The organism is Mesorhizobium sp. M2A.F.Ca.ET.039.01.1.1, from assembly GCF_003998035.1.
GTDB lineage: Bacteria > Pseudomonadota > Alphaproteobacteria > Rhizobiales > Rhizobiaceae > Mesorhizobium.
Genome location: NZ_RZRY01000093.1, coordinates 1 through 14,300, shown reverse-complemented (window position 1 = coordinate 14,300; position 14,300 = coordinate 1). Strand labels below are relative to the sequence as shown.

11 protein-coding genes and 1 pseudogene are annotated in these 14,300 nt (G+C 58.0%); 1 reads left to right on the top strand and 11 read right to left on the bottom strand.

The window, feature by feature from the left end:
* Window positions 1–1,141: 1,141 nt before the first annotated feature.
* Together EOA24_RS44075 and EOA24_RS44070 are read right to left on the bottom strand one after the other, a co-directional pair.
* A complete protein-coding gene (locus EOA24_RS44075; protein WP_245265439.1) occupies window positions 1,142–1,666 on the bottom strand; it encodes a transposase in 525 nt (174 codons plus the stop codon).
* A 91-nt stretch (window positions 1,667–1,757) separates the two neighbouring features.
* Window positions 1,758–2,132 (bottom strand): annotated as a pseudogene (locus EOA24_RS44070) (IS110 family transposase); the annotation flags it as partial.
* A gap of 701 nt (window positions 2,133–2,833) precedes the next feature.
* Here EOA24_RS44070 and EOA24_RS10320 point away from each other — a divergent pair.
* On the top strand, window positions 2,834–3,751 hold the full coding sequence (locus tag EOA24_RS10320) for a LysR family transcriptional regulator (RefSeq protein WP_024505887.1): 918 nt from the start codon (window positions 2,834–2,836) through the stop codon (window positions 3,749–3,751).
* 48 nt (window positions 3,752–3,799) lie between these two features.
* Here the strand turns inward: EOA24_RS10320 and EOA24_RS10315 are convergent, their stop codons facing one another.
* The 9 genes from EOA24_RS10315 to EOA24_RS10275 form a co-directional block, all read right to left on the bottom strand.
* On the bottom strand, window positions 3,800–4,603 hold the full coding sequence (locus tag EOA24_RS10315) for a TIM barrel protein (protein WP_024505888.1): 804 nt from the start codon (window positions 4,601–4,603) through the stop codon (window positions 3,800–3,802).
* 164 nt (window positions 4,604–4,767) lie between these two features.
* A complete protein-coding gene (locus EOA24_RS10310) occupies window positions 4,768–5,829 on the bottom strand; it encodes a LacI family DNA-binding transcriptional regulator (RefSeq protein WP_024505889.1) in 1,062 nt (353 codons plus the stop codon).
* Between the two features lie 272 nt (window positions 5,830–6,101).
* Window positions 6,102–7,388, bottom strand: a complete 1,287-nt coding sequence (locus EOA24_RS10305; RefSeq protein WP_126063813.1) for a dicarboxylate/amino acid:cation symporter — start codon at window positions 7,386–7,388, stop codon at window positions 6,102–6,104.
* A 377-nt stretch (window positions 7,389–7,765) separates the two neighbouring features.
* On the bottom strand, window positions 7,766–8,527 hold the full coding sequence (locus EOA24_RS10300) for a sulfotransferase (protein ID WP_024505871.1): 762 nt from the start codon (window positions 8,525–8,527) through the stop codon (window positions 7,766–7,768).
* A gap of 289 nt (window positions 8,528–8,816) precedes the next feature.
* Window positions 8,817–9,605 (bottom strand): ABC transporter permease, encoded by a 789-nt coding sequence (locus EOA24_RS10295; RefSeq protein ID WP_029356621.1) that lies wholly within the window; start codon window positions 9,603–9,605, stop codon window positions 8,817–8,819.
* Window positions 9,606–9,608: 3 nt separating this feature from the next.
* The gene (gene nodI / locus EOA24_RS10290; RefSeq protein ID WP_024505873.1) at window positions 9,609–10,523 is read right to left on the bottom strand and encodes a nodulation factor ABC transporter ATP-binding protein NodI; all 915 of its coding nucleotides are present in this window, start codon (window positions 10,521–10,523) and stop codon (window positions 9,609–9,611) included.
* Window positions 10,524–10,783: 260 nt separating this feature from the next.
* The gene (nodC, locus tag EOA24_RS10285; RefSeq protein ID WP_032899868.1) at window positions 10,784–12,109 is read right to left on the bottom strand and encodes a chitooligosaccharide synthase NodC; all 1,326 of its coding nucleotides are present in this window, start codon (window positions 12,107–12,109) and stop codon (window positions 10,784–10,786) included.
* A gap of 15 nt (window positions 12,110–12,124) precedes the next feature.
* Window positions 12,125–12,784, bottom strand: a complete 660-nt coding sequence (gene nodB, locus EOA24_RS10280; RefSeq protein WP_126057632.1) for a chitooligosaccharide deacetylase NodB — start codon at window positions 12,782–12,784, stop codon at window positions 12,125–12,127.
* A complete protein-coding gene (locus EOA24_RS10275) occupies window positions 12,781–13,371 on the bottom strand; it encodes a NodA family N-acyltransferase (RefSeq protein WP_024505875.1) in 591 nt (196 codons plus the stop codon). The genes nodB and EOA24_RS10275 overlap by 4 nt, the downstream gene beginning before the upstream one ends.
* Between the last annotated feature and the right edge of the window lie 929 nt (window positions 13,372–14,300).

Genomic DNA, 14,300 nt, shown 5'->3' with positions numbered 1-14,300 from the left:
ATCACGCTTGGGCAACTGACAAAGCCCAATGCTCATAAAGCCGGATCAGGTCCGGCCGGTGTGTGGCGTAGGTGCAGTATGACGATGTGAGCCGCTACACCGTGCGCGTCTCCCAGTCTGTCCATAGGCTCGGAAGAAGTCGGACCCGGTCAGTTGCAACTCCCTTTCCCAGCACTCCACTGCCCGGTAGAGCGCATGAAAAATCTCCTTTCGGGCGGTTTCTTAAGACGCTCGCCACGCCATGAGGCAGTGGGGGCATCGGTGTGCGTCAGGTGCTTCTGCCCATGCAGGATTCCAGAACATTGATGAAATCGTTTGTTTCGATGAAAGGCATCCACACTTTGGATAGTTGACCACGCGTTTCAAAGATCGTGAACTACATCTCGTCGTTGTGCTCGACGCACTCCCGACAGAGCGCAACCTCATGGGCGCGGCATGCAGGATTAACCGAGCCCAGCCGGTCATGAGTGCGGCCGGCGCTCGGCTGCTCGATTATTTGCGCGATAAGCTCGCGACCATGTCCGCGGAGGTATTCAAACTTAACGCTGCGTCCGGGAGCTCTTGCCCTCCAGTTCGCGACGCTCTCCCGCCCATCCAGTGCTCGTTTATTTCGTCGGATAGTTTGACCCGGCTCTACCGAATCGCCGCTTCAGGATCATTCTTCCCGATTTCGTCACGCTCGTATTTTCTGCCGCGTCCTACACCGATTGGGCGCGAACAAAACTGAGCGCCTTGGAACCCGAACCCGTGCGTCGTGACCGGGAGCATCCGGGGCGAACTCATCCGCTCGGGGGCATCGCATCACCGGACGGCGACAGGCACGGTCGACCGGCATCTCGGCATCGGCTGGGAATTCGTCCATGGTCTGCATTGGCGACGACGCTTCCTGAGGCCACGTAGCCCTTATGCCAAGCTGGGCGCCCGGTTTGCGGCATCCGTGCCTACCCTCTTCGGACCTCGTGGGTTCCAACCGGCGACGAGGCGTGCATAGGCGCCCTCGGCCTGCTCCACCCAGCGGCGCTCTTCTTCCCGGTGGCTCTTTATGTTGTAGGCGTGCGCTCCCTTTTGGCCGCGCACAGCCTTGCTCCCGGCCTTGAGTTCCACATCGCGCAAGCTTCTTGGCATGCAGGGAGGGTCGAGCCTACGCGTAACTCTCGCCCTTCTCAACAGATGACAGATCACGACAGAGAGTTTGCGTGCGGTTGCCACGGCCGCGACATGCTGTCCGCGCCGGGCTCGCACGCCGCAGGGAGAAGGCTCGCAACGGTCCGGGAGCACGAGCGGCCGCCCAGGCCGCCTCGACGAGCATGCCGCGCGCATGACCACGGCCCTGCTTGGTGATCCGCCCATGGTAGGCCGGACCTGGCCGGACTGCTGGACGCTTGGGTTCAACCCGAGATAGGTCACGAGCTTCTGCGGATCGTCGAAGCGCGACACGTCGCCGATCGCCGCCCTTCATCGCCAGCGCGACGGTGATGTCGACGCCGGGAATGGTCATCAGCCGCTTCACGCCTTCATCCTCGAGAGCCGAGCGGACAAGATCGCGTTCGATGACCTGGAGGTCTTCGCCCAATCGGTCGAACTCGCGCAGATGCCCATCGATCGCGAGGCGCTCGTCCTGCGGTACGACCTGCTCGATTACCAGGTCCGACCCTTGGCGCCGCACAGGTCGGCATGCGGGCAGGACGGATCAGGTGGCTATGAAGGATCGACTGGATGACGCTCTTCAATCGAGATCTCTGTCGGACAATCTGATTGCGCCGTGTCACCTGTCGACGCAGAGCCTGCGTCGGCTCGTCCGCAATCCAGACTTCTGGCAAGAAGCCGCTGGCATAGAGCTGCGCAAGAACGTCGGCGTCGATCGTCGTTTTGATCTTGGCATAGGCAACGATAAACACCTGTTTCGGCTTGGCGATCCCCACCTTCTTCACATGCGGCGCAATCACAGCTGCAGCGGACGTCGCGCTGCCGGTGGCCTCGATCACCCCGACATCGTTCGGCGACAGCTTCGCGGCGAACGCCGCCAGCAGATCGCGCCGCATGTCGACGCGGCCGAGTCGCCTGAGCCTGCCCTCCTCCCATGCCACTGCTTCGGCGAAGGCGCGGTGAATATCCAGTCCGATGATAAGCATGCCCGTTCCTCCTTCTTGGCTCGGTCAAAGACGGGAGCTGGCGGGCAACACGACATCTACTGATCCGCGCTCGCAGCGCATCCGGGAAAGTCGCCAGGGGCGGCCATGTAACGAGCTCGGGCTCTCAGCCCACGGTCTATTGACGGCCTGCCTGCACCTTTGTGCTCCCGGTGCCCCACGTCCCGGATGGGCTCACCATAAGGGCGTTCCAAAACAAGAACAGCAGGACGAGAAGACACCACAGATCACATACCGGATAGCGGCAAGGCCAAGCGCTTCGTTCAGATAGGCTTGCGCCAATGGGCTTAGGCCGAGCCTACAACAGCTCTCAAAAACGCTGCCGGACTGCTGCATTGGCTCGCCGATACAATTGGCACAGGCCTCACGGCAGCTTAGGATCAAACCGCCCATCAGTCGCCTCGGACTGGAAAGGTGCACCCTATTAGATTCCACGCCCAGCTAGGTCGGGGCCGCCGAAGACGCTGGTTGATAGCCCGGCGCCATCGGCCCGGCGTTTCAAACTGCCAATCTCTGACCTGCACAGTACGAACGATTGCTCGCTTCGGCAGATCACGCGGCTCATATGTCGGACCTTAACGTCATCCATCATAAACTTTTTGCGACAAAAGATTGCAAGAATGCTAAATTGTTAAAGTCGTTTGTTTCGGTTAAAGGCATCCATCCCATGGATGGCTGATGACATGCGTTTCAAAGGACTTGATCTAAATCTCCTCGTTGTGCTCGACGCACTCCTGACGGAGCGTAATCTCTCGGCGGCGGCACGCAGGATCAACCTGAGTCAGCCCGCCATGAGTGCGGCCGTCGCCCGACTGCGCGATTATTTCCGCGATGAACTGTTTACGATAAGAGGTCGCGAACGATTTCTAACCCCGCGTGCGGCAGCATTTGCCCCCGCAGTTCGCGACGCTCTCCAGCACATCCAGTGCTCGATTATTTCTTCGGATCCGTTTGACCCAGCTCGAGCCGATCGCCTCTTCAGGATCATTCTTTCCGATTTCGTCACGCTCGTGTTTTTCGAAAAGCTTGTGGAGCGTATTTCACGGGAAGCCCCCGCCGTCAGCTTCGAACTGCTGCCTGTCGACGATAGCCCCGATGAGCTTCTCCGGCGCGGTGACGTCGATTTTCTAATTCTACCGGATATGTTCACGTCGAGTGTGCATTCAAGCATTGCGCTGTTTGACGAGAAGCTCGTGTGCGTAGGCTGTCCCACAAACAAGCAGCTGCCACAGCAGCTTACATTCGAGAGATACATGTCGATGAGGCACGTCGCGGTCAGGTTCGGGCGTACGATGAAGCCGTCTATCGAGGAATGGTTTTTGCTTGAGCATGGCCTTAAGAGACGTGTCGAGGTCGCCGTGCAGGGCTTCAGCATGATTCCACCTATGGTGTCCGGCACAGCTCGTATAGCGACCATGCCCTTACGGCTGGTCAGGCATTTCGAAAAAACGTTCCCCCTGCGGGTTATCGAACTTCCGCTGCCATTTCCCACATTCACCGAGACCCTCCAATGGCCGGCCCTCCACAATAGCGATCCGGCAAGCATCTGGATGCGGGAGATAATGATACAGGAGGCATCTCGGATGGCTGCCCCGCTGTGAACCCTCGGAAAATTCAGGCGCACCTATAGTCACTACACCTGTCACCATCTACTTTGACGACAATAGCCCTCGCCGGATAAAGTCGATGCTGGCGGCAAGTGCGCCTGCGAGATCGTCCAGAGAATGGACTTCCTCGATCAGCTCGAACGAGAAAGGTCCCGCGTAGCCGCCATCCAGCAGCGCCTGAATCTGGCTGCCATTGTCGGAACCTGCAAGAAAGCGATCGGGGTAAATCCAGAAGGTCGGGTCGTTTACGCTTGAAATGTGCACCAGGCCGGTAAGCTCGCAGAACAGGCATGTCTCCCCGGCCAGGGTGTGGTGGAACGTGTCGTGCACGAGGCGAAAGACGGACTGGCCATCAACCGCGGCAACGGCCTCGGCCGCTTCCTTCTTTGATCGAAGCGAGCAGGTTCGGAAACCCAGCGGCTCGATGAGACCGATCAGACCCCGCGACTGGAGGATTGGCTTGATCTCGTTTAGAGCGAAACGAAGATTGTCCTGGCGCTCGCTATTGGTGGGCCACGAGCTGCGGTTGGCCGGCACCAACACGAGCGTCTCTGCCCCGCACGCCGTCGCATAATCGGCGAGGTTGCTTGCCTCGGCCTGACGCGTTGGAGTCCAGTCGTTGAACCGCTGCAAGGCGTTGACAGAGATGATCGTGACGCCCGCTTCGGTAGCGGCAAAACGAACGTCCGCAGCCGGAATGCCGCGTGCGACAGGATTGCTGAAATGAGGGTAACGGATTTGGACGTCGGTCAGGCCTTGGTCACGGGCAAGCGCGAAAAGCGCACTGACGTCAAGGCGGGGCGCCGCCATGTGATCGAGTGCAAAGCGGGGCGATACCTGGCGCATTGCTTGACTTTCCTTCCATGAAGCGCGGCTGCCATTTCGGCATCCGGCTTCTTTCAAGACGGAACCACGCCGGTTCACAGATCGGACAGAGACGGCCGAGTCAATCGAGCTTTCCTTTCATCGGTGAAAGGAAAATGGGCGCTCATGATAGAAATCCATCAAGGTCAAATATTTTCCGGAAGATAAATGTCGAACGGCAGAAATGTCTGCCCCGGGCTCTCCGCGACGCCGGCTTTGATGGCCCGCTCCATTGCCATTATCAGCTCCTGGCAAAGTCGGCGCATTGGCGTGCCGACCGCCATCGTCAAGATGTCATCCGCAAGCGCCCCACGTGACTGCGGCGTCATTTCACTCACGATCGCGACGAGATCCTGACCGCTCCCCTCTTCTCGGAGCGCGGAAATTGCTCCCTCTATACCCCCGCCGGCCATATAGAAGCCGACGAGCTCTGGTTCCCGCTGCATAAGATCCAGCAATTTTTCGTAAGTGAGCTGCCGTTCATCAAGGTTCACGAGCGGATCAAGCACCTCGAATTTGGGCGCGTTCTCACGAAAATAGGCACGAAAGGCCGTTTCCCGCGTCGCATGCGCCTGGAAGCGATGGCTTCCGACAAACACCGCCACCTTGCCGGGCCGTTTTGCGGCCTTGGAAAACACCCAAGCGGCAGTCCGTCCGACCTTGCTGTTGTTGAGGCCGATGTAGCCCTCGCGCACGCCATCGGCGAAGTCGGATAACAGCGAAAATACCGGGATACCTTTCGCCTTGAGCTCCTCGACTGATGCTGTGATTTTCGGGTGATCGGCCGCCACCATGGCGATCGCCTGGCAGCGGCTTCCAAGGTCCTTAAGAAGCGGGAGCAGGTCACGCGGCAAATGTGACTGCGCGAACTCGATGATCGGAAGGCCGTGGAAGGATTTAGCCATACTGACCGACTCTTCAATATTGCGAGCGAAATCTTGGTAAAAATCGTGGGCAGGTTTTCTCAAGATGAAGCCCAGCTTGTAGTGCGGCAGGTGCTGCTGCAAGCGCTGTTTGATGAGACCGGCAGCATGATAGCCGATCGCGTGCGCGGCCGCATGGACCCGCTGGGCGGTCTCCTCTCGCACCGGAAGGCGGACGTTCAGAACCCGATCGACTGTTGCTACGCTGACTCCGGCTTCGCGGGCGAGATCGGCAATTGTGACGCGCTTTCCCCTAGCGATTCTGATCGGCCGGTCCTCCGTCATCCGGTGCGATCCCGCGACGGCTTGGGGCGGCAAGCTGAAATAGTTACCACACCCCACGGTTGATAACGCATTCGACGAACAGCGCTCCATGCGGACCCAGATGAGTTTCCGTGAACCGTTCGTTTGCTTAGGGGCTTCATGGTGTTGTATTACTCTCCGCGTTAGTACACTATTTCCAGCGCTCTTTGGAGGCCGGCAATTCGACTGCTGTGAAGGCCGTGACTTACACGTCGCGCTATTGCTTGCTTGCGGGGAGCCCGTTTGATGTAACCCTAACCGCGGAAAGCGGCTTCCATCCGGGACTGGTCCAATTCGCCTTCCCAGCGAGCGACAACGAGCGATGCCACCGCATTACCGACTAAATTCGTCAGCGCGCGGCATTCCGACATGAAGCGGTCCACGCCAAGAATTAGAGCCATTCCGGCAACGGGAACACTCGGCACGACAGACAGAGTAGCGGCCAATGTGATGAAGCCGGCGCCGGTGACGCCTGCCGCACCCTTCGAGGAAAGCATCGCAATTAGCAGCAGGAGGATCTGATCGGCAATTGACAAATCTGTGTTCGTCGCCTGCGCGATGAAGAGGGCGGCGATCGTCATGTAGATATTGGTGCCGTCCAGATTGAATGAGTATCCAGTAGGGATGACGAGACTTACGACCGAACGCGCGGCGCCGGCCTTCTCCATCTTCTCCATGAGCGAGGGCAGCGCGGCCTCCGAGGAGGACGTTGCCAGGACAAGCAGCAGCTCGTCCTTGATGTAGCGGACAAGAGAAAAGATCGAGAAGCCGTTGCAGCGGCAGACCACGCCGAGAACCCCGAACACGAAGAGGAAGGCGGTCAGATAGAACGTCGCGACCAGTATCGCGAGGTTGGCCACCGAACCGATTCCGTATTTGCCGATCGTAAAGGCCATAGCGCCGAAGGCGCCGATGGGTGCAGCCTTCATCAGAATGCCGACGAGCTTAAAAATGGGGGCGGTGAGCGCCTGGAGAAAGGTAACGACCGGCCTGCTCGTCTCTCCGGTCATCGCCAGAGCAATGCCGAACAAGACCGAGAAGAACAAGACTTGCAGGATGTCGCCTTCCGCGAAGGCACTGGCAATCGTTGACGGGATGATGTTCATCAGGAAGCTGGTCACGGACTGCTCGTGAGCCGTGGCCACATAGCCCTTAACGGCTTCGACATCGAGCGAGGCCGGATCGATGTTGAGGCCGGCGCCAGGCTGAACGATATTCGCGACAATCAGCCCGACAACGAGTGCAAGCGTCGAGAAGGTAAGGAAATAAACCATCGCCTTGGCGGCAACTCGGCCGACCTTCTGCAGATCGCTCATGCCGGCAATGCCGGTCGCAATTGTCAGGAAGATGACAGGTGCGATAATCATCTTGATGACTTTGATGAAGGCATCGCCGAGCGGCTTCAGGCTTTGGCCGGTTTCCGGATAGAGGTAGCCAATTGCGGCTCCAAGGACCATGGCGGCAAGTACCTGCACGTAGGTCCGGGCAAAATGGCGCTTGCGGGGCGCTGCGATCGCGCGGGGGACTCTTGGAACCAACATCGTTTCTCTCTCCCTGACCGGATCGGGGTGGGGGCTCCTCCTTCTCCCATGCTGCGCTCCGGTCGAGCGCTGCTGTCATCTCGGAGCAAGCGCCGTGCCAACTGGACGCCTGTCCCGTCCAGCGAGATTGGTGCAGTTGCGCACTGGAACCCTCCACCTTGCCGGAATTCTGCACTCGAGGCTCGCCAAAGATCGCGTCTGAGGAAGTGCTTCATCAGAGAGGGAATTGACCAGGTCGCCTTGCGCCCGTGCCCTTTGATGTTCGCCGCAGATCGACTGCCGGTTGCCTTGGTGACTTTGGTTTGTCAGTTTTGGAACGGAATGCGCGCAAACTGCAGGATATCCTACACGCCCATCAGAGCACGCGGTACAAGCGATTAAGCGTAGGAGCGCATTGAATCTCCGAGGTCAAAAAATCTTGAATAAGGTCCGCGTGCGAAGTGAATCCGCAACTCGTCAAAGTTCTCCACCGTTTGATCAAGCGGTCGCGTTTCCTGGCGCTGCAAGATGGCGTTATCTGATGGCTCAAGCGCTGGAACGCCCAGGAAATCCCAAACCGCTCCCAAGCATTGGGCAGGTTCGTGAAGTAGGCTCTCGTATTCCATTACAAGCAGGTTGGTCGACGTGAAGGAGTCCATAACGCGAGCGTGAAAATCGTCGGCGGCTTTGAAATAAGCCTCACAGTCGGCGATTGACAACCTGACGCTCGGTGGCCGAGCGGTATCGTTGTCCGAGCTGAACTTCAGCCACTGACCGCTTTCCCTGGCCTGCACAAAGGATCGGAGCGATTCCAATACGTTTCGGCGAACAACGAGGATGACCTTGAGTGCTGGCCAACGAGCTAATTCCGCAAAGAATGCTGGACGCTCGCGAAACTGAGGTTCATTGATCTTGCAGCCAAGATGCGTCACATTCTTGTAGTCGCGCATAGGGCAGCGCACATAGGCAAGCTCAAGAAGCTCGCGATCCGTGCCTAGCAGGCGATCCGTGCTGGGCCAATTGGGATCATATTCGTTTAGCAACTCACCGTTACTCAGAACGGTCGGATGCTCGTTTAGCAATTCTTCTAAATAGTGTGTTCCGGTCCTTGGCATAGCAAGGATCACAAAAGGCTCAGGAGTTGGTTCGTTGTGGGTCATTGCATGTGTATCCAACTAAATAATGGCCGCGACGGTCTGGGGACGCGCACAAGAAGCTTGGCTGCTATCGCTTGAACGCTCCGGGTGGGTCCGCGCGCCTCACCACCCAGCCTGTACTCCGAGGTGTGGTCGCGAAGATGGGCGCGTGCCTGCAGCGGCTGGGTGGCGCCCGGCTTCGGCGTTGTTGTACCACTCGCGATTCCTGGCACACGCATGCCTCCGGGCCGCTGGGGGCAGTTTGCAATCCGGCATTGCGGACCTCCTTCTCGTTGATGGGCGTAGGTAAGCGTCAACGCATTAGTCGTCGATGAAACAGTCCAGCCGACAGAAAAAAAGGCAATACAGCGAACATGCAAAGTGCGCCTATATGCAGCCCTACATTGTCGCCCAGGCGGCCGAGCATCACCGGACGGATTAGATCGATAGAATTCGCCAGCGGCGAGAAGGCCGCAATCTGCTGAAACACTCCTGGCAATTGGCCGACTGGAAAAACCGCGCCCGAAAGGAACAGCATGGGTGTGATGACAAGCGTCTGATAGAAAATAAAATAGTGATAACTGGGCGCGAGCGCGATGACGAGCATGGCCAGGCTCGCAAAGGCGAACCCGGTGAGAGCGATGACCGGCAGCACGTAGAGAACCGACGTCCACGCGGCATAACCTAGCGCGGCGGCAACAATCGCAATTGTCGTACCGGCCAGAAAGGCCTTTGTGGCTGCCCAGGTCAATTCACCGAGAACGATGTCGCCGAGGGTAAGTTGTGTGTGCAGGATTGCTTCCCAAGTGCCCTGATCGCGCATTCGACCGAAAACCGCGTAAATTGTTTCGAAGGTTGATGCTGTCATCGCGCTCGTCGCAACCATGCCGGCTGCCAGAAAGGCGATGTAGGATGCACCTTCGATGCGGCCTACCAACAGTCCAAGGCCAGTGCCGAGCCCGAAAAGGTAAATCATCGGATCAGCAAGGGTGCCGAGCATTGAAGCAAATGCCACCTTCTTCCATGCCAGATGATTGCGGCGCCACACCGCGATCCAGTTCCAGGCGTTGGCGGGTAGAGCGGCCGCAAAACGTTCACCCATTGCTCACTTCTCCATCTCACGTCCGGTTAACCTCAAGAAAACGTCCTCCAGACTGGGTGGACGCTCTAGAATACGCAGACCCGCTCGACCGCGAAGCTGGATGCGCACATCCTCCGGCTCAGGCGCATAGCAAAAGAGCGTCTCGCCGCTTACCTCGACACGCTGAACGTACGGTCTGATCAGCGAAATCAGCTCCTGTGGATTGCCGCCGAAGATCTCGATCACGTTGCACCCAATGTACTCGTCGATCAGCGCATGAGGACTGCCCTCGGCGATCTTGCGTCCCCGCTCGAGAACACACAGCCGATCACAAAGCCGCTCAGCCTCTTCCATGAAATGGGTGGTCAAAATGATCGTTTTTCCGCTCGCCAGCAGGAAACGAAGTCGCTCCCAGATCAGATGGCGGGCATGCGGGTCGAGGCCGGTCGTGGGCTCATCCATCACAAGCAACTGGGGGTCGTTGATCAGAGCACGTGCCAGCGTCAGGCGCCGCTTCATCCCGCCGGATAGCAGGCCGACACGTGAATCCGCCTTGCTCTCAAGGCGAGCGAACTCGAGGAGCCGTGGGATGACGGCGTTGATCTCTCTTGTACTCATGCCGAAGTAGCGCCCGAACACCAACAGGTTCTCGCGTACCGTAAATTCCAGGTCGAGATTGTCGAACTGCGGGACCACGCCTATGCCCTTGCGGGCCAAGCGGCTGCGTGCCGGCACTGGTAGACCGAGGACTGTTATATCACCCGCGTCAGGCCGGGTCATACCGAGGAGCATACGCGCAATCGTGCTCTTGCCTGCGCCGTTCGGCCCCAGCAGACCGAAGCACTCTCCCGATGCAACGGTGAAGGACAGCCCGTCCACAACGAGCTTGTTTCCGAATAATTTGGTTACGCCGGTAAGGTCGATTGCTACATTGGACATGCGTCTATCTCAAGCGGAATGAGTCCGATTGGCCACCGGCAGCTTACTTGCGAATTCTGGTTCAGAGCAGGCCACCGCCTTGAGATGGCACCTTTGGAAAGTCGCGGCCGGAGCGACGCGTGTATCGCTTCCGCCAAAGAATAACGTCAAGATGCCACGTGTCGCTTCCAGATAGTTCCCGTTCTGACCATAGGTAACTCGAAAGCTTCACCCCGTGTCGACTGACACAACTTACTCGGTCACTCGGCGCTGCAAGGCCGTCAGACTTCACCAGCTGTGAGCGAAAGATCTGCAGTATGAAGTGACTCCGCAATTCCAGAATTGCCCGCAGCATTTGCTCCGGCAAGCGGCATCGCGCTTGTGATTTCCTTTGTGCTCCTGTTGGGCAGGGGAACACTTTTACGCGACAGCCAATCGCTATTGCTCAATGTACACAGGGCGTAAGCCTTCAAGGGGATCAACAGGAATATCCTGATTAACGCGTGCATTGAATAGCCGATGAATCGAAGCTGCCGAGTGCGGAAAGATAACACCGTAGATCTGATTATGGTCATCGTGACAATAGCCAGCACCGTCCACCAATTTACTGTATGTGAAAATAGTAGCTCACCGAGCGCCGTTACTACCGCGATGCCGAGCAACAATGGGCCGAGATTCTCTCCCATCACATCCAAAGTTAGATAGCGATCCAGGCCACGCAGTAGACCTCGCGCAAGCATCGTGTCCCGGAAGGTGCTTCGTGCCCAGCGGAGTTGTTGGCGCAAATAAGGTCCCATCTTGTCCGGAACGACTGTCGCCGCGACGGCACCTGGAACGTACTCGGTTCGAAAGCCTGCTTTCAGCATGAGGATCGTAAGATGACGGTCTTCACCGAAGTCGCTTGGTTTCCCCCTGAACAGCTGCGTCTCGTATTGATCCAGCAGAGAAAGGAGACAAGACCGGCGGTACATTGCACATGGGCCGCAGCAGCACATGACCGCACCAAAGCGACCTTGCGCCGCGCGCTCCTCATTGCAAGCCAGCCAGTATTCCATATCGATCAATCGGGTCAACCAAGTGTCGCTGCGGTTGTATGCCGTCAGCTGGCCCATGGCCGCTCCGACCATGGAATCCCGCATTTTTACTGCAAGCTTTGTGATGACGTCGGACGCAAGTGTCGTGTCAGAGTCGACGCTGAGCACGAAATCTCCAGATGAGCGGCGGATGGCGGCGATCTGCGCCTTGCGTTTGCCAACATTCTCGCGGAGCAGAATGAAATTGAATCTCGGGTCGCCCTCGTAGGCGTGATGTACCGGGATGACGGCATTACGATTTCCAGAACCGTCGTCAACCAGATAGACCTGAAATGTTCCGGCGTAATCTTGATTTGCAATGGAAGCTAAACACGCCGCGAGTGTGCGCGGGTCCTCATTGTAGCAGGGGATAATGACATCCACGCTCGGCCAACGGTCGGATCCGAACAAGCTTTCCGACGGCGGCGTAACATTTTCCGGTTGGGAGTAGACCGCTTGCATGCCTCTGTAAACAGTCGAGAGCACCGCATAAGACGAAACGGCAACAGTACTGGCTGTGGTGAGAAGGTCCATAGGATCTCTGTTTGTTCAGGGGTGTTGAGGAAGTGATCGGATTACAAATCCGCGGCCGTGCAATTCTGGAATTAGGCGTGACAACGCTGTCACCGTCTGGTCGCGCAGACTGGCTTGATTGCCTGGTTGCAATTCGTCGGGAGCGCACCCGTCGTGCAACAGCACGATTGCGCCCGGCCGGATATCGGCGAGCACTCTGTCGACGATGGCGTCAACGCCGGGGCGAGACCAGTCGCGTGGATCAATGGACCAATGGACGGGCGCCAATGCCGCACCCGCTGATGCAGCGATTACTTCTTCGGTCCAGATGCCATACGGTGCACGAAAGTACCGAACCATGGCCTGCGGGCAAGCCATCCCTATGACTCTGTTTGCCTCAACTATCTGGCAGTCGACTTCGACGGACCCGCATTTGGCCAGGTCCGGATGAGTCATCGTGTGGTTGGCTATACCGTGCCCGTCTGTAATAATTCGGCGAACGAGTTCCGGCTCGTCGGCCGCGTAGGCCCCAACAACGAAGAAGGTCGCCGTCACCTGATGTTGCGCCAGCACATTGAGTATCTGCGGTGTGAAAAATGAATTGGGACCATCGTCAAACGTCAGATAGACGCTGCGCTCTGCAGTGCCATCGGCATTGTCACTCTGCCCTTCGCATATGTAGTCCAGAGGCTTCATAGTTCCGGACCGTTCCGGTCGATCAGGGTACCGGACGGCCACTCGTCCATCGAGCGTCCGATCGGCGAAACCAACACGAGTACGTCTTCCAGGCGCGTGGGCGGCAGGTCGGGATGCACATCTGGACGGGTCGATCGTACGCGAACGCCCGACACAATGTTCGCGAGGCCGGCTCTGCAGAATCTTTCGACATGGTTTCGCAGCGCGTGCCGAACCGTGCCGAAAGCGAATGGAACACCCAACTGATGGAGCACTGGGTACGCCACGCGCATCGAAAAACCGATTCCGAGCCCTTCAAGATCCGGACGAACCGCGTACAGGCCCAATTCAGCGACGATCAAGTCGACCTCGCCAACTTTGATGAAGCGCCGCAGCATGCCGATGTGAGCCGCTACCCCATGCGCGTCGTAGCCGATTGCGCGGAATTCCGGCCTCGCGCCGGCCCAACTGCGGCCGCCTTCGAATGGCTCCGCGTTGAAGGCGCCAGTCCGTCCATAGGTCTTTCGAAAAAAGTCGGAGAGTTCGACATGGTCGGCCAGTTGCAGCTCATTTTCCCAGCACAACTTCCAATCGACATTCGGGCGCATGGAAGACCTCACCTTGGAGCTGTCTGGTTGAGATAAATGTCCAAGCATTGGTTAAATAATTGGCATCGCACCAACGGGGCGTAACTTGTGGAGACCGCCGAAAGACCAAGCCGTAATGCAGATGCGACTGACTTTGTGCGCCCCGCACACCAGATGATGCTCCTCGGATCCAACGCAACCATGGGAACTACCTATCTTTCCAACTTGAAGCGCCTCTATGGGACCTGCAGCAAAAACGGTAAAATCCTTTGTTTAGATGAAAGGTATCCACGCTTTGGATAACTGGGCGAATGCGTTCCATATGGCTGGTCAATTATCGTCGTCACGCTCGAGGCACTTCTGACGAAGCGCAAAGCTCACGCCCGCGGCACGCGCGGCCGTTGCCGGGCCGCGCGATTATCTCCGTAAGAGCCGAGCGGAGCTCAGACACGACGATTGATCAGAATCTGATTCGCGGGTTCAGTATCTCTTTCGTGTATCCAGCTCTGGGCTGTCCTTTGGCGGGAGTTAGGTTCGCCCAGGTTCTGAGCCTGGGGCGTCGGCCCGTTCGCCGCACAGGCTCCTTCGCACATCGTCGAGGCCGAGAAAGAGGGGGCCACACAGCTCCCCCTGTACTTTCCACCACCCGACACCAGCGCTCACCCAGGGCGCCGGCCTTGCTCACCTCAACGGATAGCGCACTCGCGCCGCTTCACGATTAAAAGAATTCTACAAGCAGATGCCTGTTTGATCGTGAGACGTCCGCTGCCAATTCCCGCATCGCAGAGGCAGCCAATAGCGCTCGCTTCACATAGTGGTCCGGCAAGCAGCTAGATACGACAGGTGACCTCAAATGAGGCGTCTTGCATGGCTTCTACACCTGCCTGAATGCCAGAACTGCGTTCGTACCGCCCATGGCGAAGGCGTTGCTCATGGCGACGCGCACCTTG